This is a genomic window from Parasphingorhabdus sp. DH2-15 (assembly GCF_051668705.1).
Lineage (GTDB): Bacteria > Pseudomonadota > Alphaproteobacteria > Sphingomonadales > Sphingomonadaceae > Alterisphingorhabdus.
Map to the genome: position 1 here is coordinate 1479084 of NZ_CP196351.1, position 18446 is coordinate 1497529.

General features: G+C 49.9%; 15 protein-coding genes. 14 read left to right on the forward strand and 1 reads right to left on the reverse strand.

Going from position 1 to position 18446, the window contains the following annotated elements; all coding sequences use genetic code 11:
* The first annotated feature begins 50 nt into the window (after positions 1–50).
* The 11 genes from scpA (at position 51) to ACR9YC_RS06950 (ending at position 14551) form a co-directional block, all read left to right on the forward strand.
* A complete protein-coding gene (gene scpA / locus ACR9YC_RS06900; protein WP_438725673.1) occupies positions 51–2192 on the forward strand; it encodes a methylmalonyl-CoA mutase in 2142 nt (713 codons plus the stop codon).
* Positions 2189–2905, forward strand: coding sequence for a hypothetical protein (locus ACR9YC_RS06905; protein ID WP_438725675.1), 717 nt, complete (start codon positions 2189–2191; stop codon positions 2903–2905). Before scpA ends, ACR9YC_RS06905 begins: the two co-directional genes overlap by 4 nt.
* Positions 2899–3918 carry a biotin synthase BioB gene (gene bioB / locus ACR9YC_RS06910; RefSeq protein ID WP_438731677.1) on the forward strand — a complete coding sequence of 340 codons (1020 nt, stop codon included), beginning with the start codon at positions 2899–2901 and terminating at the stop codon, positions 3916–3918. Before ACR9YC_RS06905 ends, bioB begins: the two co-directional genes overlap by 7 nt.
* Positions 3915–4463 (forward strand): hypothetical protein, encoded by a 549-nt coding sequence (locus tag ACR9YC_RS06915; protein WP_438725677.1) that lies wholly within the window; start codon positions 3915–3917, stop codon positions 4461–4463. The genes bioB and ACR9YC_RS06915 overlap by 4 nt, the downstream gene beginning before the upstream one ends.
* On the forward strand, positions 4464–6446 hold the full coding sequence (locus tag ACR9YC_RS06920) for an acetyl-CoA carboxylase biotin carboxylase subunit (protein ID WP_438725679.1): 1983 nt from the start codon (positions 4464–4466) through the stop codon (positions 6444–6446).
* Positions 6447–6520: 74 nt separating this feature from the next.
* Entirely contained in the window at positions 6521–8155 is a 1635-nt protein-coding gene (locus ACR9YC_RS06925; protein WP_438725681.1) for an MFS transporter, read from the forward strand.
* Between the two features lie 17 nt (positions 8156–8172).
* Positions 8173–9210 carry an alanine racemase gene (gene alr / locus ACR9YC_RS06930; protein ID WP_438725683.1) on the forward strand — a complete coding sequence of 346 codons (1038 nt, stop codon included), beginning with the start codon at positions 8173–8175 and terminating at the stop codon, positions 9208–9210.
* A gap of 121 nt (positions 9211–9331) precedes the next feature.
* Positions 9332–9916 (forward strand): polyhydroxyalkanoate synthesis repressor PhaR, encoded by a 585-nt coding sequence (gene phaR / locus ACR9YC_RS06935; protein ID WP_438725685.1) that lies wholly within the window; start codon positions 9332–9334, stop codon positions 9914–9916.
* Positions 9917–9989: 73 nt separating this feature from the next.
* Complete coding sequence (gene proS / locus ACR9YC_RS06940; protein WP_438725687.1) at positions 9990–11522, forward strand: proline--tRNA ligase; 1533 nt, start codon at positions 9990–9992, stop codon at positions 11520–11522.
* 47 nt (positions 11523–11569) lie between these two features.
* Positions 11570–13885, forward strand: a complete 2316-nt coding sequence (rnr, locus tag ACR9YC_RS06945) for a ribonuclease R (RefSeq protein ID WP_438725689.1) — start codon at positions 11570–11572, stop codon at positions 13883–13885.
* Between the two features lie 144 nt (positions 13886–14029).
* Positions 14030–14551, forward strand: coding sequence for a peroxiredoxin-like family protein (locus ACR9YC_RS06950; RefSeq protein WP_438725691.1), 522 nt, complete (start codon positions 14030–14032; stop codon positions 14549–14551).
* 85 nt (positions 14552–14636) lie between these two features.
* On the opposite strand, the gene ACR9YC_RS06955 is transcribed toward ACR9YC_RS06950, so the two are convergent.
* Positions 14637–15095, reverse strand: a complete 459-nt coding sequence (locus tag ACR9YC_RS06955) for a universal stress protein (protein WP_438725693.1) — start codon at positions 15093–15095, stop codon at positions 14637–14639.
* Positions 15096–15222: 127 nt separating this feature from the next.
* On the opposite strand from ACR9YC_RS06955, the gene ACR9YC_RS06960 reads away from it, so the two are divergent.
* From ACR9YC_RS06960 to ACR9YC_RS06970, 3 genes are all read left to right on the forward strand, one after another.
* Positions 15223–16533, forward strand: coding sequence for a pyruvate dehydrogenase complex dihydrolipoamide acetyltransferase (locus tag ACR9YC_RS06960; protein ID WP_438725695.1), 1311 nt, complete (start codon positions 15223–15225; stop codon positions 16531–16533).
* Positions 16534–17928, forward strand: a complete 1395-nt coding sequence (gene lpdA, locus ACR9YC_RS06965) for a dihydrolipoyl dehydrogenase (RefSeq protein WP_438725697.1) — start codon at positions 16534–16536, stop codon at positions 17926–17928.
* 150 nt (positions 17929–18078) lie between these two features.
* Entirely contained in the window at positions 18079–18411 is a 333-nt protein-coding gene (locus ACR9YC_RS06970; protein WP_438725699.1) for a hypothetical protein, read from the forward strand.
* The last annotated feature ends 35 nt before the right edge of the window (positions 18412–18446 follow it).

Below are 18446 nucleotides of genomic sequence, written 5' to 3' on the forward strand. Positions count from 1 at the left end.
ATTGCGACATGCCCTTGGACAGGCTCAGGGCTATGGGTTAGTGGCCAAATATGACAGACAAACCGACCATTACAGACTGGCAAACCCTCGCCGATAAAGAGGTGAAGGGCCGTGATCTGACTTGGGAGACGCCTGAAGGCATAGCCGTTAAACCGCTCTATACAGCGGACGATGCACCTAACCCAGGTCTACCAGGCTTTGCGCCCTATACACGCGGTGTGAAGGCCAGCATGTATGCTGGGCGGCCTTGGACAATTCGCCAATATGCAGGCTTTTCCACTGCGGAAGAATCCAATGCCTTTTACCGCCGCAACCTTGCCGCGGGTCAAAAAGGCCTGTCCATCGCGTTCGATCTGGCCACGCACAGAGGCTATGACAGCGATCATCCACGCGTGGTTGGTGATGTCGGCAAAGCCGGTGTTGCGATCGACACATTGGCGGATATGCAGATTTTATTTGACGAAATCCCGCTCGACAAAATGTCAGTATCTATGACCATGAATGGCGCGGTTATTCCATGCCTCGCCTTTTACATTGTCGCAGCGGAAGAGCAGGGCGTCTCTCAAGATCAACTTTCAGGCACCATCCAGAATGATATTCTGAAAGAGTTCATGGTGCGCAACACCTATATTTATCCGCCTGCGCCCTCAATGCGCATTATTGCGGATATCATTGCCTATACATCTGAGCATATGCCGCGTTTTAACAGCATATCTATCTCTGGCTATCATATGCATGAAGCTGGCGCGACAGCGGTGCAGGAGCTGGCCTATACGTTGGCGGACGGCAAAGCATATGTAGAGGCAGCGCTCGATCGCGGCATGGATATTGATAGCTTTGCCGGGCGGCTAAGTTTCTTTTTTGGCATTGGCATGAACTTCTTTATGGAAGTCGCCAAATTGCGCGCCGCACGGACATTATGGTCAAAGATCATTGCTGATTTTGGCGGCAACGCACGCAGCCAGATGCTGCGCACCCATTGTCAGACCAGCGGCGTTTCCTTGACCGAGCAAGACCCTTATAACAATATCATCCGCACCACCATCGAAGCCATGGCCGCGACCTTTGGCGGCACGCAAAGCCTGCACACCAATAGCTTTGACGAAGCCATTGCTTTGCCCACCGATTTTTCTGCACGTCTGGCGCGCAATACGCAGCTTATCCTGCAAGAAGAAACCGGCATGACCAATGTCGTCGATCCACTGGGTGGCAGCTATTATGTTGAGGCGCTAACCAATTCGCTGGTTGAAAAAGCATTGGCGCTGATGAACGAGGTGGAAGCTGCAGGCGGCATGACCGATGCCATTGCCCAAGGCTTACCCAAAAGGCGGATTGAAGAATCTGCAGCAGCGCGCCAGGCACGGGTTGATAAAGGCAATGATGTGATTGTCGGCGTCAACAAATATGCGTTGGATGATGAAGCGCCAATAGACATATTGGAAATAGACAATGCCCGGGTGCGTGCAGAGCAGATTAAGCGCATTGAAAAAACCCGCGCAGAACGCGATGAAAGTGCGGCGCGCGCAGCGCTAGCGGCCTTAACCGCTGGCGCGAAGGGCGATACTAATATTTTGGCGCTTGCAGTGGACGCCGCCAGAGCGCGGTGCACCCTAGGTGAGATAAGCAGCGCATTGGAAGCCGTTTTTGGCCGCTATGATACTGTGCCGCAACCAGTTAAAGGCATTTACGGCGCAGCCTATGAAGGTGATCGCCGCTATGAACGCGTGGTGGAAGCGGTGCAGTCCATCGCGGCAAGACAGGGCGAAGCGCCTAAGATAATGATCGCGAAAATGGGGCAAGATGGCCATGATCGCGGCGCGAATGTTGTGGCTTCTGCTTTGGCTGATATGGGTTTTTCTGTTGTCAGTGGACCATTGTTCCAGACGCCCGAAGAGACTGCCAAAATGGCTATTGAGAATGATGTTGATGCAGTTGGTGCATCCAGTCTGGCCGCAGGGCACAAAACCCTCATTCCTGAATTGATAGAGCAGTTTGCATCCGCAGGGCGCACCGATATCCGCGTTTTTGCTGGCGGTGTTATTCCAGCGCAAGATTATGACTTTTTGCGGCAAGCGGGTGTTATTGGCATTTATGGGCCGGGCAGCAATATTGTCGATTGCGCAGAGGATATTTTGCGATTGCTGGGTCATAATATGCCGCCACTGCAAGACGATCAGGAGGCTGCTGAATGACATTAAGCCCTATAAAAGGTTTTGCAGTTTTGAGCCTATTGCTCATGCCAGTATCTGCAATATCCGCGCAGGCCGAACAGGCACCAGCAATCAACAATGCGCGCTCAGCAATTTCTGCTTTTTCTGATCTGTGTGTCGCAACATTTCCCGATGAACAGGATTTTCTGACCGGCATGAGCATGAACAGTTACGGCTTTAAGTCCGCGCCTAAACCCAAATTGCCCCATCGCTGGACCAACAGAGGCGCAAGCCTTGTCTATGCTGATGAAAATATGATGGTGGCATCCGGACAACCCGCGCCGCAATGCATTTTTGGTGCCGTTATCATGCGTAATGACGATCATCTCGCCATGGTGCGGGACATAGAAAGCCAATTACTTATAGAAGGCGGCAATTCAGAGGGACGGGGCGGCGTTAATCGCACGACATGGAATTATTTTGATGATGCCGGCAATCAACTGCGTATGTTTTTCCAAACGCGCCAGACCAGCAATGACAGACTGGCCGTTCGCCTAACATTATTGCGGATAGCACAAAGCGCTGCCGAACCGACCCCGGAGGCGGCACCATCATCCGCACCTCAAGCCCCAACATTGCAGCAAGATGACCGCCCGGTACTTGAGAGCGACCAAACCATAACCAACCCCGAAGAACAGCCTGGACGATCTGCGCCAGACACTGAATTACAATTGGAAGACGAGGTATTATTGTGACCATTCGTAATGATTGGAGCCGCGAGGAGATCGCTGCATTGTTCGATCTGCCATTTGGCGATGTGATGCGTAAGGCCATGGCCGCGCATGAGACACATCATGCAGCCAATGAAGTGCAACTTTGCACATTGCTGTCCATCAAAACCGGTGGTTGCCCCGAAGATTGTGGCTATTGCTCACAGTCGGTCAAAGCCGATAGCGGGGTTGAAGCAACCAAATTGATGGATGTCCGCGCGGTGCTGCAATCAGCGGCTCAGGCCAAAGATAATGGCTCTCAGCGTTTTTGTATGGGCGCGGCGTGGCGCAACCCGAAAGACCGCGACATGCCTGCGATTGTGGAGATCGTTAAAGGCGTGCGCGATATGGGCATGGAAACCTGTATGACATTGGGCATGTTGACCCCGAAACAGGCGGATATGCTGGCCGAAGCAGGTCTTGATTATTACAACCATAATATTGACAGCAGCCCGGAATATTATGAGCGGGTGATTTCTACACGCAAATTTGATGAGCGGATTGAAACGCTGGACCATGTGCGCAATGCAGGCATTAATGTCTGTTCGGGCGGCATTGTTGGTATGGGCGAAACGCGTGAAGACCGCGTTGGCTTTGTCCACACATTGGCCACATTGCCGCAGCATCCGGAAAGCGTACCGGTCAATGCTCTTGTGCCAGTAAAAGGCACAGTGCTCGGCGATATGCTGGCCGATACGCCTTTGGCCAAAATTGACGATATTGAATTTGTCCGCACTGTTGCAGTGGCTCGGATCACCATGCCCAAATCCATGGTGCGCCTCTCCGCTGGTCGTGAAAGCATGAGCGAAGCGACGCAGGCATTATGTTTTATGGCGGGTGCCAACTCGATCTTCACAGGTGACAAATTGCTGACCGCGCCCAATGCCGGTGATGACAGCGATGCTGCGCTATTTTCTAAGCTCGGCCTGACCGCGTTACAGGGCGAAGAGCCAATGCGTGCGGAAAAGATTTGCGGCCAGATGGAAGCAGCAGAGTGATTGAATTTATTAAAAGTGATGGCCGTACCGAGCTATATAAAGACTTTCTTCCTCTGTTGGAAAAAACGGACAGCTTTCATCGTCGCTTCCTCAAAGAGTGGGAAATATCCCCTTTTGCTTTTACAGAACAAACGGTTGTTGGCGCTTTTGTATGGTCAGCTGGCTCTTTAGGTCTTTACTGTCTTAATGAGTATCAGGTTCTAAAAAGTAAAAAACCTAACAAAAAGCCAAAACTCAACGGCCGGGCGGATTTTTGGATTGATTTCGGTGAACGTAATTACTCGTTAGAGTTCAAGCGAGCCAAGCAAGTGGCCAATTTCAATAATTTAAGAAAAAAACTTAATATCGCAATAGAGGATATTTCCAAAGTAGATACAGATGAGCACCTTCGCGCTTGCGCTATATTGTCCGCATATGCAGAAGATGACAAAAAAAATGCGATATATGAGAAATTTGCCGAAGAAGACGATATCGATTTGGCGGTGCGTATTGGCAAACCCAAAGGCGAAGGTGTGTATCTCTATTTTTCAAAGTTAGAGGCGTAAATGTTCAAAAAAATCCTTATAGCTAATCGTGGTGAAATAGCGTGCCGCGTTATTCGCACGGCGAAGAAAATGGGCATTAAGACTGTCGCGGTCTATTCCGATGCTGATGCGCGCAGTCCGCATGTGGCGATGGCCGATGAAGCCGTGCATCTGGGGCCTCCACCGGCATCTGAGTCCTATCTGCTGGCTGATAAAATTATTCAGGCGTGTAAAGATACCGGCGCAGAGGCCGTGCATCCCGGCTATGGTTTCTTGTCCGAACGGGCCAGCTTTGTTGAGGCACTCACTGCAGCAGGCATCGTGTTTATCGGCCCACCTGCCAATGCCATTGCCGCCATGGGTGACAAGATTGAGTCTAAGAAACTCGCAGAAAAAGCAGGCGTCAACGTTGTTCCCGGGCATATTGGGGAGATTGACGATACTGAACATGCGGTCCGTATCTCTAACGGTATCGGCTATCCGGTGATGATGAAAGCATCAGCTGGCGGCGGCGGCAAGGGCATGCGTCTGGCCTATAGCGAGGCTGATGTGCGCGAAGGTTTTGAAGCGGTTAAACGTGAAGGCTTGGCCAGCTTTGGCGACGATCGTATCTTTATTGAGAAATTTATTGAGCAGCCCCGCCATATTGAGATTCAGGTATTGGGTGATCAGCATGGCAATGTCGTCTATTTGGGTGAGCGTGAATGCTCCATTCAGCGACGGCACCAAAAGGTTGTTGAGGAAGCACCTTCACCCTTTGTGGATGAAGAATTGCGCAAAGCCATGGGTGAGCAGGCGGTCGCTTTGTCACAGGCAGTGGGATATTTCAGCGCAGGCACAGTCGAGTTGATCGTTGGCGCTGATAAAGGCTTTTATTTTCTGGAAATGAATACGCGGCTGCAGGTTGAGCATCCGGTGACGGAAATCATCAACAATATGGATCTGGTTGAACAGATGATCCGCGTTGCGGCAGGTGAAAAGCTGTCCATCACACAAGACGATGTTAAATTGCAGGGTTGGTCCATTGAAAACCGTGTCTATGCCGAAGACCCTTATCGCGGATTCCTGCCCTCAATTGGTCGATTGGTGCGTTACGCTCCGCCAGAAACTGGCAATGGTGTGCGGGTTGATGATGGCGTTGCAGAGGGCGGCGAAGTGTCCATCTATTATGACCCGATGATCGCGAAGTTGATCACCTATGCCGATACACGCGAAGAAGCGATGGACTTACAGATCGCCGCGCTGGACCAATTTGTGATTGAAGGGCCGGGCCATAATCTGGAATTTCTGTCTGCTGTAATGCAACATCCGCGCTTCCGTTCAGGTGATATTAGCACAGCCTTTATCGCTGAGGAATATCCTGACGGTTTTCAGGGTGCTCCGGCAAGCGCTGAATTGCTGCAACGTCTTGCGGCCATCGCCGTCTTTATCATGACCGCAGAGGCAGACCGTGATCTTAGAGTGTCCGGTCAATTGGGCGATAGGTTAAGGCCATCAACCGAGTGGCAAGTGCTTGTCGGTGATGTCGCGATGGAAGCGACCATTGGCAAGGATGTGATCGTCATTGATGGTAGCGAAATTCAGCTTTCCATGGCTTATACGCCCGGTGACACTCTTATTGTTGCCGAATTTGGGAACGAAGATGAGAATGACGCACTAGCGGTTAAAGTTGTAACCAGCGCTAGTGGCCTGCAACTGACATGCCATGGCGCAAAACATGATATGCGAGTTTTGCCAGCCCATATTGCCCGTCACGCAGTCCATATGATTGAGAAAACCCCGCCTGATCTTTCCAAATTGCTGATCTGCCCTATGCCCGGTTTGCTTATCCAGACTATGGTGGAAGAAGGTGAAGAGGTACAGGAAGGGCAGCCCTTGGCCATTGTCGAAGCCATGAAGATGGAAAATGTGCTGCGTGCGCAAAAGGCTGCAACCGTAACATCGATAAAAGCGGCAGTGGGTGATAGCCTGGCCGTTGACCAGATCATTATGGAGTTGGAATAACGCCATTTGATTGCCATTAACAGCCTGTATAAGTCAAACTCGACAGAGCGAAAAAACATGGGTAACTCTATCTTATGACGGATACTGCAATTTCGCCGGGTGATGACGGCTACCAACCATCGGAAAAAGAAATCAGACTTGTGATTGCCGCATCTTCGGCGGGCACAATTTTTGAATGGTATGATTTTTTCATCTACGGAACTTTGGCTAGCATCATCGGGGCCGCCTTTTTCCCGTCAGGCAATGAAACATTGCAATTGCTGCTCGTGTGGGCTGGCTTTGCAGTGGGATTTGGTTTCCGTCCTTTGGGCGCGATATTGTTCGGTTATCTGGGCGATAAGCTGGGGCGCAAATACACATTTTTGGTCACGGTGACGCTGATGGGCATTGCGACCGCGGGTGTCGGGCTGATTCCTTCCGCTGCGACCATTGGTATTGCTGCGCCCATAATTGTTATCGCCTTTCGCATCATTCAAGGCCTTGCACTGGGCGGTGAATATGGCGGCGCGGCTATCTATGTTGCCGAACATGCGCCGCCGGAAAAGCGCGGCTATTACACCAGCTTTATTCAAGCCAGTGTTGTTGGCGGCTTTGTGTTGAGCATAATCGTCGTTCTGGCTTGCCGTTTTGCCATACCCGAGCAGGAGTTTAATGATTGGGGCTGGCGCGTGCCATTTTTGCTGTCCATCATCCTGCTGATTGTATCGCTTTGGATGCGGTTCAAACTATCAGAAAGTCCAGTGTTCAAAGCGATGAAGGAATCTGGCGAAATGGCCAGCAATCCCTTTGTCGAGAGCTTTACCTATCCGGGTAACAAGAAGCGTATTTTCGTAGCCCTTTTTGGTGTTGCAGCTGGCCTGACCACCATATGGTACACAGCGTTTTTCTACAGCCTGTCTTTCCTTAAAGGGCCTATGCGGGTTGAGGATACCACTGCTGAATTGCTGATCGGCTTTGCTGGTTTGCTTTCCATGGGCTTTTACGTGATTATCGGCAAATATTCGGACAGGGTAGGGCGCAAAAAGCCGATTATTTGGGGCAATATTCTAACCCTCATTCTGCTCTTCCCTTGTTTCTGGTTCCTAGGCAGTGTTGCCAATACTGATTTGCAGAAATCTGTGAACGAAGCGCCGATTGTTATTGCCGGACCGGATTGTGATTATGATCCTTTTGCTGATGAACAAGCTACCAATTGCGGACGGTTGCTTCAGGATATGACAGGATTTGGCATTCCCTATCAAATAGCCAAAAGTGATTCCTTATCCCTAACAATAGGCGATCAAGCGGGATCTTTGACTGGCTATGCTTGGGATGAACCATCTGCGCGTGTGGTGCAGTTACGCGGAATGCTGGAAGCGCAAGGCTATGATCTGTCTGACAAAACGCCATCTGTTTCCAGCATGATCGGCATCATTGCTGTGCTGCTGGTGCTTGGTGGCTTGTCGGCGGCCAATTATGGCTCGGTTGCTGCATTGCTGACAGAGATGTTCCCTGCGAAAATACGCTATAGCTCCATGTCGATACCCTATCATATAGGGGCAGGATATTTTGGCGGATTTCTGCCACTTATTGCCGGCTATATCGTAGCAAGGACCGGCGATATCTATGCTGGACTTTGGTACACTTGGGTGTTCATATTATTGGCCACGATAGTGGCAGCATGGGGCTTGGCCGGTGGTCCACCGCGCGACTTTTCCGATGATCATTAATCACAGGCAGTTTGGCCTTGTCTAACCAGCCTTTACGTCTGAAACTCGATGGCTCTGCACTGACGAGCAATTGGCATATACTTGATGCTATGAGCGGCGGTGCTAGCGCCGGGGCTGCTGTCAAAGCTGACGGTTATGGACTTGGCGCAAAAGATGTTGTCACACTCTTGGCGGCTGCCGGATGCAAAGATTTTTTCGTGGCCCATTGGGGTGAGGCTTTTGATATTTCAGGGCTTGTTGATCCCAAAGCAATATCGGTTCTGAATGGCCCATTGCCGCAAGATATAGAGCAGGCGCTGCAAATAGGTGCAAAGCCGGTCATTAACAGCATCGCTCAGGCTGACCGCTGGCTTGCAGCTGGCGGCGGGCAATGTGACCTGATGATAGATAGCGGTATGAACCGGCTTGGCGTAGCGCCACATGATATCGGCAATCCAGCTATACAAAAACTGGATATCGATATTTGTATGAGTCATTTGGCGTCGGCCGATGAAGATTCGCGGCAAAATGCTGCGCAGCAAAAGCTGTTCTCCGCGCTGCGGCATAATATATCAGCGCGCCGTTATAGCCTGGCCAATAGTGCAGGTATTTGCCTTGGCGATGACTATCATTTTGATCTGACGCGGCCTGGACTATCCCTTTATGGCGGTATTCCGCGAAATGAATTGCGCGAAAATATACGGCCAGTCGCCCAACCAGAGGCAGCGATTTTGCAAATCCGCGACGTGGAAGCAGGGGCACATATTGGCTATAACGCGACTTTCACCGCAATGCAGTCGATGCGCTTGGCAGTAATAGCCATTGGCTATGCCGATGGCTATTTGCGGGCCTTTTCAAACAAAGGCCTGTTGCGCTATGAGAACCAAATACTACCCATTGTTGGCCGCATATCCATGGACCTTAGCATATTGGATATATCCTCTTGCCCACATTTGCAGGAAGGCGATTGGCTAGCGCTTGATTATGATCTGGTTACCAATGCGCAACTGTCCGGCCTTTCGCAATATGAGCTTCTCACAGGGCTTGGAAAACGGTTCGATCATAATTGGTTCTAGCGCTATGCTGCGCAATAATCGTGCAGCATAGCATTATTTTGTATTTCTCCATCCTTCATGTTGCAGCGCACACAAGAACAATGCTATCATTACAGCAATTAGGAAATGCACTGGAGCGCTTATGTCCCGCCAAAAAAGCGATGATGATATTATTGTTATCAAAAAATACGCCAATCGCCGCTTATACAATACGCATTCGTCCAGCTATATAACGCTGGATTTTATTGCCAGTTTGATAAAAGAAAACAAAGATTTCAAAGTTATAGATGCCAAGAGCGGTGAAGATATAACGCGCAATATTCTCACCCAGATTATTATGGATCAGGAAAGTGGTGAGGAGCAGATGCTGCCGACCAGCTTCCTGCGCCAGCTTATCGGCATGTATGGCAATTCGTTACAGGCTATAATGCCCAGCTATCTTGAGGCCTCAATGGACAGCCTTAAGGACAATCAAAAGAAGCTAACTGAATCCATGGGTGGTTCGCTGAACAATAACCTTTTTGCGCAAATTGCTCGTCAAAATATGGCGATGTTCGAAGCGGCCAGCAGCGCTTTCAAAATGCAGAAACGTTCTTCTGGATCGCGGTATAATAATAAGGCGGCACCAACAAGCACACCATCCACTGGTTCTGCTGATGAAATTAGCGACCTGAAAAAGCAATTGGCCGATATGCAGGACCAGATTGCAAAAATGTCGAAAGAATAGCGCTTGTTACGCTTCCATATGGTTTGCCAATGCCATATGGGCGAGCAAATTTACGAATAGAAAGCTGATTATAGTGTCCAAGAAAAACGCTTTGCCCGTCACACGCGCTGACGACTTTGCAAAATGGTATCAGGTCGCCATCGCCGAAGCCGATATGGCCGAAGAGTCCGGTGTCCGCGGTTGTATGATTATGCGCCCATGGGGCTATGGCATTTGGGAACGGATGCAAAGGTTACTTGATGACCGTATCAAAGCGACTGGTCATGAAAATTGCTATTTTCCGCTCTTTATTCCCTTATCCTATTTCGCAAAAGAGGCCGAGCATGTTGACGGCTTTGCCAAGGAAATGGCGGTCGTTACGCATCACCGGTTGAAAGCCGGTCCCAAAGGGCTTGATGTCGATCCACAGGCAAAACTTGAAGAGCCTCTGGTTGTTCGCCCCACATCAGAAACTGTTATCGGAACAGCATTTGCCAGATGGCTGCAAAGCTGGCGCGATCTGCCTATCAAAATAAACCAATGGGCCAATGTTGTCCGCTGGGAAATGCGCACTCGCATGTTTTTGCGGACCAGTGAGTTTCTTTGGCAGGAAGGCCATACCGCGCATGCCAATGAGCAAGAAGCCGTTGATGAAACATTGATGATTTTGGAAATGTATCGCCAATTTGCGCAGGACGATCTGGCCATGCCGGTTGTGGCAGGTGAAAAGCCAGAAAATGAGCGGTTCCCTGGCGCGGTATCAACCTATTCGATTGAAGCGATGATGCAGGATGGCAAAGCGTTGCAAGCCGGAACATCGCACTATCTGGGCACCAATTTCAGCGAGGCGCAAAATATCCGTTATCAGGATAAAGAAGGGCAATTCCAATTTGCACACACCACCAGCTGGGGTGTTTCCACACGCATGGTTGGCGGCGTCATCATGTCGCATGGCGATGATGATGGTTTACGCATTCCGCCACGTATTGCGCCTTATCAAGTCGTGATTATCCCCATGTTACGGGATAAGCCGGAAGACGAGGCCTTGCTGGAATATTGCAAAAGCATAAGCCATTCTATTGCAGCCGCCAATAGCTTGGGTGAACCTGTTCGCGTTCACCTTGACAGCCGCAGCGGGAAGGCTGCGCAGAAGCGTTGGGCATGGGTTAAAAAGGGCGCGCCGTTGATTTTGGAAATTGGTGGGCGTGATGCAGAGGGCGGCAATGTAACGCTGTTGAACCGCTGTGATCTTTATCAGGAAAATGGCAAATTGGCTTCGCAGCTCATTGCTAAAAACGATATTGCACAAACTGTTGCTGGCCTATTGAGTGATATTCAAGAGCAGCTTTTTAATGAGGCCAAGGCGCGGACAGAAAGCAATATCCGTTCTGATATTGATACCCTCGACGCGCTGGATGCGTTCTTTAAAGCCGACAAACATGCAGGATGGTTGGAAGTCAGCTGGTCCAAGCCGACTGGCGAAGCATTGCTTGCAGTCGAGGAACAGCTTAAGGCGCGCAAACTGACATTGCGCAATGTGCCCAGCGGCAAGGAAAGCGCCGAAGGTACTTGTATATTCTCCGGCAATCCAGCTGTTGAGCGCATTCTGGTAGGGCGGTCTTATTAATAAAGTGACCTCATATTTTGCCCGCTAAGCACTCATCAAACACAGTCATGCCAACTGCTAAACAGGTTCTGGCGTTCATCGAAAAATCCGACGAGCCTGCCGGAAAGCGAGAGATTGCACGGCACTTCAGGTTGCGCGGTGCAGAGAAAATTGCATTAAAAGCCTTATTGAAAGATATGGCCGACCAAGGCTTGATCGACAGCGCGCCGGGTAGAGCCTTTCACAAAATGGGCGGCATCCCGCGCGTGACGGTGCTGCGCATCATTGATATTGAGGAAGGCCCTGTCGCCGTCCCCGATAATTGGCAGGCAGATACACCAATTCCCAAATTGCGGATCGTTGAGCGGGATAAGCGTAGCGCTTTAACCAAAGGCGACCGTATCTTGGCCCGTACGGAAGAACGCGGCGGGGGCTGGATTGCGCACCCCATGAAAAAGCTGCAAGCAAGTTCAGAGCTAGCATTGGGAGTTCTGGAAAAGGACAGAAATGGCAAATTACTATTGGTCCAAACCGATAAGACCAAAAGATATGAGCTGCCTGTCTCTGATGCTGGTGAGGCAAAAATAGGGCAATTGGTCGAAGCTGAAACCAAAGGTCCGCGCGGCCGTCAGCGAGCCTATATACGCAATATCATCGGCAACCCTATGCAACCCGGGTCTTATTCGACAATCGCCATCCACAAATTTGATATTCCCGCAACATTTACTGATACGATAATGAAAGAGGCGGAGATTGTCGCCAACTGGCCCTTGGACCCAGCCATTAGGGAAGATTTGCGTGACCTGCCTTTCATCGCGATTGATCCTGAAGATGCGCGCGATCATGATGATGCTATATGGGCAAAAGCCGATGATGATGCTGACAATATGGGCGGCTTCCTGCTCAAAGTCGCCATTGCCGATGTCAGCCATTATGTTCGCCCTGGCTCTGCGCTAGACAAGTCCGCAAGACAGCGCGGCAACAGTGTCTATTTTCCTGATCAAGTGGTGCCCATGCTGCCCATGCGATTGTCGGCCGATATATGCTCGCTAAAACAGGGTGAAGACCGTGCAGCCATGGTTTGCCATATGCAAATTGATGCTCAAGGCAATATTCTGGCATGGCGGTTTAGCAAAGCCATTGTGCAGCTTACGCATAATGTGGCCTATGAAGATGCACAGGCACAATTTGATCAGGGCAAAAGCACATTGGCCAAGCAGGTTCTTACACCTTTATGGCATTGCTGGGCCTTGCTGAAAAAAGCACGCGCTCGGCGTCAGCCGCTCGACCTTGATCTGCCCGAAAGGAAAGTCCAACTCGATGAAGATGGCAAGATAGCGGGCATTAGCACGAAGGAGAGGTTGGACGTTCATCGTCTTGTTGAGGATATGATGATCGCAGCCAATGTCGCTGCGGCCAAAGCATTGGAAGCGAAGAAGCAGCCAGTCGCCTATCGCGTTCATGAAACACCGGCACGGGAAAAGCTGGTCGCTTTGAAGGAATATCTGGCAACTTTGAATATCAGCTTCGCCATGGGGCAGGTCATTCAACCCAAAACGTTTAATGGCCTGATGAACAAGGTGCAGGACGAAGACATAAAGCATCTGGTCACCATTCAGGTGCTGCGAAGCCAGACACAGGCCTATTATGGCCCAACCAATTTAGGCCATTTCGGCTTGTCTTTAGGGCATTATGCGCATTTCACTTCACCCATAAGGCGCTATGCGGATTTGCTTGTTCATCGCGCTTTGGTCGATGGGTATAATCTGGCCGATGACATCGAAGCCACGGCCAAAAAAGAGTTTGGCAATGCCGGATTGCATGACAAAGACAAAGCCAATTTAAGCCCCATATGCGAAGCGATTTCAGGATATGAACGCCGCGCTATGGAAGCTGAGCGGGAAACGACCGACCGCTATATTGCGGCACATCTCTCAGGCCGCATTGGAGAGGTTTTTGATGTACGGATTACCGGCGTGCAAAAATTCGGGTTTTTCGTGACAACTATAGAGATTGGCGGGGATGGGCTTGTCCCTGCCTCCACCTTAGGCCGTGAATATTTTCACTATGATGAGACATCACAAGTTCTTACCGGTGAAGTCAGCGATAAAAAATATGCCACAGGCCAGCGGCTTAGAATGCGACTAACCCAAGCCAATGCCATTTCCGGCGCTATGACCTTCGCGCCGATAAAAGATGATGAGGAAGATTTTTTTGCTGGCGATCGTGGCGCCGGAACAGCAAATTTGGGCCAATCACTGGACGATGATCGCGCGCGCCGCAAAGCGCGGCATAAGGCGCGCAACAAGGGTAAGAGTGGCCCGGGCAAGTCAGGCACATTTCGCCGTGGCAAAAAAGGTAGGCCTGCCAATATCAAGAAATGAATTGGGCATAGTGTCCACTAAAATCAGCAATGCACAGCTATGCTTTCTGTGCTGCAACATTTTCTTGTTTTGTTAGTGAGCAACCCGCACCCACTTTGAACTGGTAATGATAACCTGTTCTATGCAGGCCCATAAAAGGATAATATGATGTCTCTATTGCCACGCACAAAAACCCCTGATCTTGAACTGCCATTGACACAAGGTGGCACCTTCTCCCTATCAGATAATGATGCCGAAAATTTCACACTGCTTATTTTCTATCGCGGTAAACACTGCCCAATATGCGGTATTCAGCTCAAAGAGACCCAGCAGCAATTGGATGAACTCGCAAAGCGGGGCATTAAAGCTGTGGCCATCAGCATGGATGACAAAGAGCGTGCGGAAGATTCTGCAAAGTCATGGGGCATTGATAATCTGCCATTGGCTTATGGTTTGAATGAAGAACAAGCCCGCAGCTATGGTTTGTATATTTCAGAAGGCATTAGCGAAAAAGAACCTGCACGCTTTTCAGAGCCTGGCATGTTTCTGGTTCGCCCTGATCAGTCACTATATTTTGCAAGTGTGCAGACCATGCCATTCACTCGCCCTGCACTGAATGCTCTGCTAATGGGCATCGATTATGCATTGAAAAACGACTATCCGGCACGTGGAGAAGTGGCTGCTTAGTTAAAGTTTCGGCATATGTCCGTACAACAGTTACGGCGCTGGCTCTTCTCCATGGGGTCAGCGCCGTTTTCTTTTGTGTATAAGATCAGCTCAGCCGGTCAATTTCTTCATTTGATAAAGACCCAGGAATCACCATGACAGGGCAGGGCAGTGCACCCGCGGAGGCCGCAGCAAAATGCGCAACCAATGGGCCTGGAGCACCCGTAGCCGCAGCGCCCAAAACCAAAGCGGCGACATCTTTATGTTCCTTAAGAAAGCCCTTTAGCATCTCCACTGCATCACCATGCATGACAGATATTGCCGGCCTTTGCCCTGACTGGTTAAAATAATCGCCAGCTGCTCCGGCAACCAAAGCCTCTGCTCTGCGTTCGGCTTCGTCTTCGATAGTCGCTTGAACAGCGCCCCAGGCAACAAACTGTTCTTTAGGAACCAATGCCAAGATATGCACAACTCCGCTGGTCTTTGCAGCACGTCGCATCGCGAAGCGTAAAGCTATTCTCGCTTCATCTGTTTCATCGATAACCGCCAGATATTTGCGTAACATATCAACCCCCGCATCCGCAAAGTAAGAATTTGCGCCATTTTTTCTGGATTAGCAAGCAATATACACTTGACCGCACCCCCCTAAAAATCGCAAATGAGCATTCAGGTTTTTATCCCCAAGAGGTCTCATGGCTGTTGAAATTAAAATGCCCGCTCTTTCTCCAACTATGGAGGAAGGCACTCTCGCTAAATGGCTACTCAAAGAAGGCGATGAAGTCGTCTCCGGCGATATTATGGCTGAAATCGAAACCGATAAGGCCACTATGGAATTTGAAGCCGTTGATGAAGGCATTATTGCCAAAATTCTCGTACCCGAAGGTTCGGAAAATGTCGCAGTTGGAACCGTCATCGCTATTTTGGCGGAAGATGGCGAAAGCACGGACGATGCAGTTGCTGCTATGTCTGGTAAAAGCGCTGCGCCAGAACCGGCTAAAGCCGAAGCACAATCCTCTGCTTCTGAAGAAAAGCCGGTAGAAGAAAAAATAGTCGCGGGTGAGACTTCTAATGCAACTTCCACCACTGGAACCAGTTCCCAAAAAGATGGTCGCGTTAAAGCCAGTCCACTTGCACGGCGCATTGCATCGAACAAAGGTGTTGATCTTGCAGCCGTAACAGGCACGGGTCCGAAAGGGCGTATTGTTAAGGCAGATGTTGAAGGCTTTACACCGGACGCTGCGGCAAAAGCACCCGCAGCAGCAGTCACAAGCACCAGTGCCGCTCCGGCAGAAACCAAGCCGTTTACGACAGACATTCCGCATAGTTCAGAAAAGCTCAACAATGTGCGCAAGGTTATTGCGCGTCGCTTGACCGAAGCGAAGCAGACTGTCCCGCATATTTATCTAACAGTAAATATTCAGCTCGATGCGCTGCTAAAATTGCGCGGCCAGCTCAATAGTGCACTGGAATCAAAAGGCATTAAGCTCTCAGTCAATGACCTGCTCATCAAAGCATTGGCAAAAGCACTTATGGAAGTGCCGAAATGCAATGTCAGCTTTGCTGGTGATCAGCTTATCACTTATGAACGGGCCGATATATCGGTCGCCGTGGCTGCCCCTTCTGGTCTGATCACGCCGATCATCAAAGAGGCCGATACCAAGTCGCTTTCAGCAATTTCTACAGAGATGAAGGAATTGGCCGGCAAAGCGCGTGAAGGCAAATTGCAGCCGCATGAATATCAAGGTGGTACTGCCAGCATTTCCAATATGGGTATGTTTGGCATCAGCCAGTTCGATGCCGTTATCAACCCGCCACAAGGCATGATTTTGGCGGTTGGGGCAGGGGAGAAACGCCCCGCAGTGATTGACGATTCTCTGCAAATCGCCACCATGATGGGCGTGACCGGCAGCTTTGATCATCGCTCCATTGACGGTGCAGATGGCGCGCAGCTTATGAAAGCGCTTAAAGATTTGATCGAAAACCCAATGGGACTGGTGGCGTAAATGTCTGAAAAATTTGATCTTGTTGTACTCGGCTCTGGGCCGGGTGGATATGTCGCTGCCATACGCGCTGCACAGCTTAAAATGAAAGTCGCCATTGTAGAGCGTGAGCGACTGGGCGGCATTTGCCTCAATTGGGGGTGCATCCCGACAAAAGCACTGCTGCGCACATCTGAAATCTTCCATTATATGAGCCATGCCGATAGCTATGGTTTGAAGGTGGAAAAGGCGAGTTTTGAGCTTGAAAAAGTGGTCAAACGCTCGCGCGGTGTATCAGGTCAGCTTAATGCGGGTGTCAAAGGCCTGATGAAAAAGAACAAGATCACCGTTGTCGAAGGTACTGGCAAGCTGACTGCACCGGGCAAATTATCGGTCACTCAGGGCGATCAGGTGCGGGAGTTGGAAGCTCCGGAAATATTGGTGGCCACTGGTGCACGCGCGCGCGACCTTCCTTTCGCTCAGGCCGATGGCAAGCGTATCTGGACCTATCGCCACGCAATGACGCCCGAAACTATGCCAGAAAAATTGCTGGTTATCGGCTCAGGTGCCATTGGTGTAGAGTTTGCCAGCTTCTATAGTGATATGGGCGCAGATGTGACCATCGTTGAGATGCTGGATCGTATTTTGCCAGTCGAAGATGCTGATATCAGTGCACATATGGAAAAAACCCTCAAAAAACAGGGCATGACCATATTGACCGGTGCGGGTGTTGAAGAGCTGAAAAGTGATGGCAAGACCGTCACTGCTAAGATTAAGACCAAGCAAGGCAAGGTGGAAACACAGCAATTTAGCCATGCAATTATTGCTATTGGTATTGTCCCCAACACCAATGATATTGGGCTTGAAGAACTGGGCATCGAAACCGACCGCGGACATATCAAGGTCGATGGCTATGGTCGCACCAATGTTCCCGGCATCCGCGCAATTGGTGATGTCACCGGCCCGCCATGGCTCGCGCATAAAGCCAGCCATGAAGGCGTTGTGGCTATTGAGCATATCGCCGGCAATAATCCTCACCCCTTCGAAACATGGAATATCCCTGGCTGCACCTATTCACGGCCACAAGTCGCATCGGTTGGACTGACAGAAGCGAAGGCCAAAGAAGCTGGCCATAAGATCAAAATCGGCAATTTCCCCTTTATCGGCAATGGCAAAGCAATTGCTTTGGGCGAAGCCGATGGCTTTATCAAAACCGTATTTGATGCAGAGACGGGCGAATTATTGGGCGCGCATATGATTGGCGCAGAAGTCACAGAACTGATCCAAGGCTATGCCATTGCGCGTCAGTTGGAGAGCACAGAAGAAGATTTAATGCACACAATCTTCCCGCACCCGACATTGAGCGAAATGATGCATGAGTCGGTGTTATCAGCCTATGGCAAAGCGCTCCATTTCTAGGCTTTTCCAATCAAACTTGCGTTAAAGGGTTTGTATAAATTCTTGATAAGAATGTATTTTCTTACTCATTTCTCTGAGAAGTAAAATAACCCCACACATATGGAACTTTCCAGTGAAAAGGAGTAATATGTACGGAGAAGGGGATATAAAATGATAATAGCAAGCGCTCTTTTTCTTTTTATTGTTCAGGCAGAAGACATTGAAAAAAGCCGGATAAAACTGGCTAACTGCGTTGCCAAGGTAACGATAGAGCATATTGGCAAAAAGACACCCAAGCCTCTTTTCGAAGATGCAGCCAGATCGTCCTGTGCCAAGGAAAAAGCAAAGTATATATCGTCAATTAAAGCTGATGAAATCAAATTTGGCGCCTCTGAAGATGAAGCAAGCGAATATGCCTCTGAAGAAGCAGAGAACGTCGTAGATTCATACATAAATGGCTATGATGACTATTTGGAAACTAACACCATTCCAGCTCTCGAATAGTCAGCTCAAGCATTCGCTATAGACGAAAACATATA

Bases quoted from the DNA above. Each gene is read 5' to 3' on its own strand.
- ACR9YC_RS06950 (WP_438725691.1), top strand. From the start codon at position 14,030: ATGATGTCTCTATTGCCACGCACAAAAACCCCTGATCTTGAACTGCCA.
- ACR9YC_RS06970 (WP_438725699.1), top strand. From the start codon at position 18,079: ATGATAATAGCAAGCGCTCTTTTTCTTTTTATTGTTCAGGCAGAAGAC.
- ACR9YC_RS06925 (WP_438725681.1), top strand. From the start codon at position 6,521: ATGACGGATACTGCAATTTCGCCGGGTGATGACGGCTACCAACCATCG.
- lpdA (WP_438725697.1), top strand. From the start codon at position 16,534: ATGTCTGAAAAATTTGATCTTGTTGTACTCGGCTCTGGGCCGGGTGGA.
- phaR (WP_438725685.1), top strand. From the start codon at position 9,332: ATGTCCCGCCAAAAAAGCGATGATGATATTATTGTTATCAAAAAATAC.
- ACR9YC_RS06955 (WP_438725693.1), bottom strand. From the start codon at position 15,095: ATGTTACGCAAATATCTGGCGGTTATCGATGAAACAGATGAAGCGAGA.
- ACR9YC_RS06920 (WP_438725679.1), top strand. From the start codon at position 4,464: ATGTTCAAAAAAATCCTTATAGCTAATCGTGGTGAAATAGCGTGCCGC.
- ACR9YC_RS06905 (WP_438725675.1), top strand. From the start codon at position 2,189: ATGACATTAAGCCCTATAAAAGGTTTTGCAGTTTTGAGCCTATTGCTC.
- scpA (WP_438725673.1), top strand. From the start codon at position 51: ATGACAGACAAACCGACCATTACAGACTGGCAAACCCTCGCCGATAAA.
- ACR9YC_RS06960 (WP_438725695.1), top strand. From the start codon at position 15,223: ATGGCTGTTGAAATTAAAATGCCCGCTCTTTCTCCAACTATGGAGGAA.
- rnr (WP_438725689.1), top strand. From the start codon at position 11,570: ATGCCAACTGCTAAACAGGTTCTGGCGTTCATCGAAAAATCCGACGAG.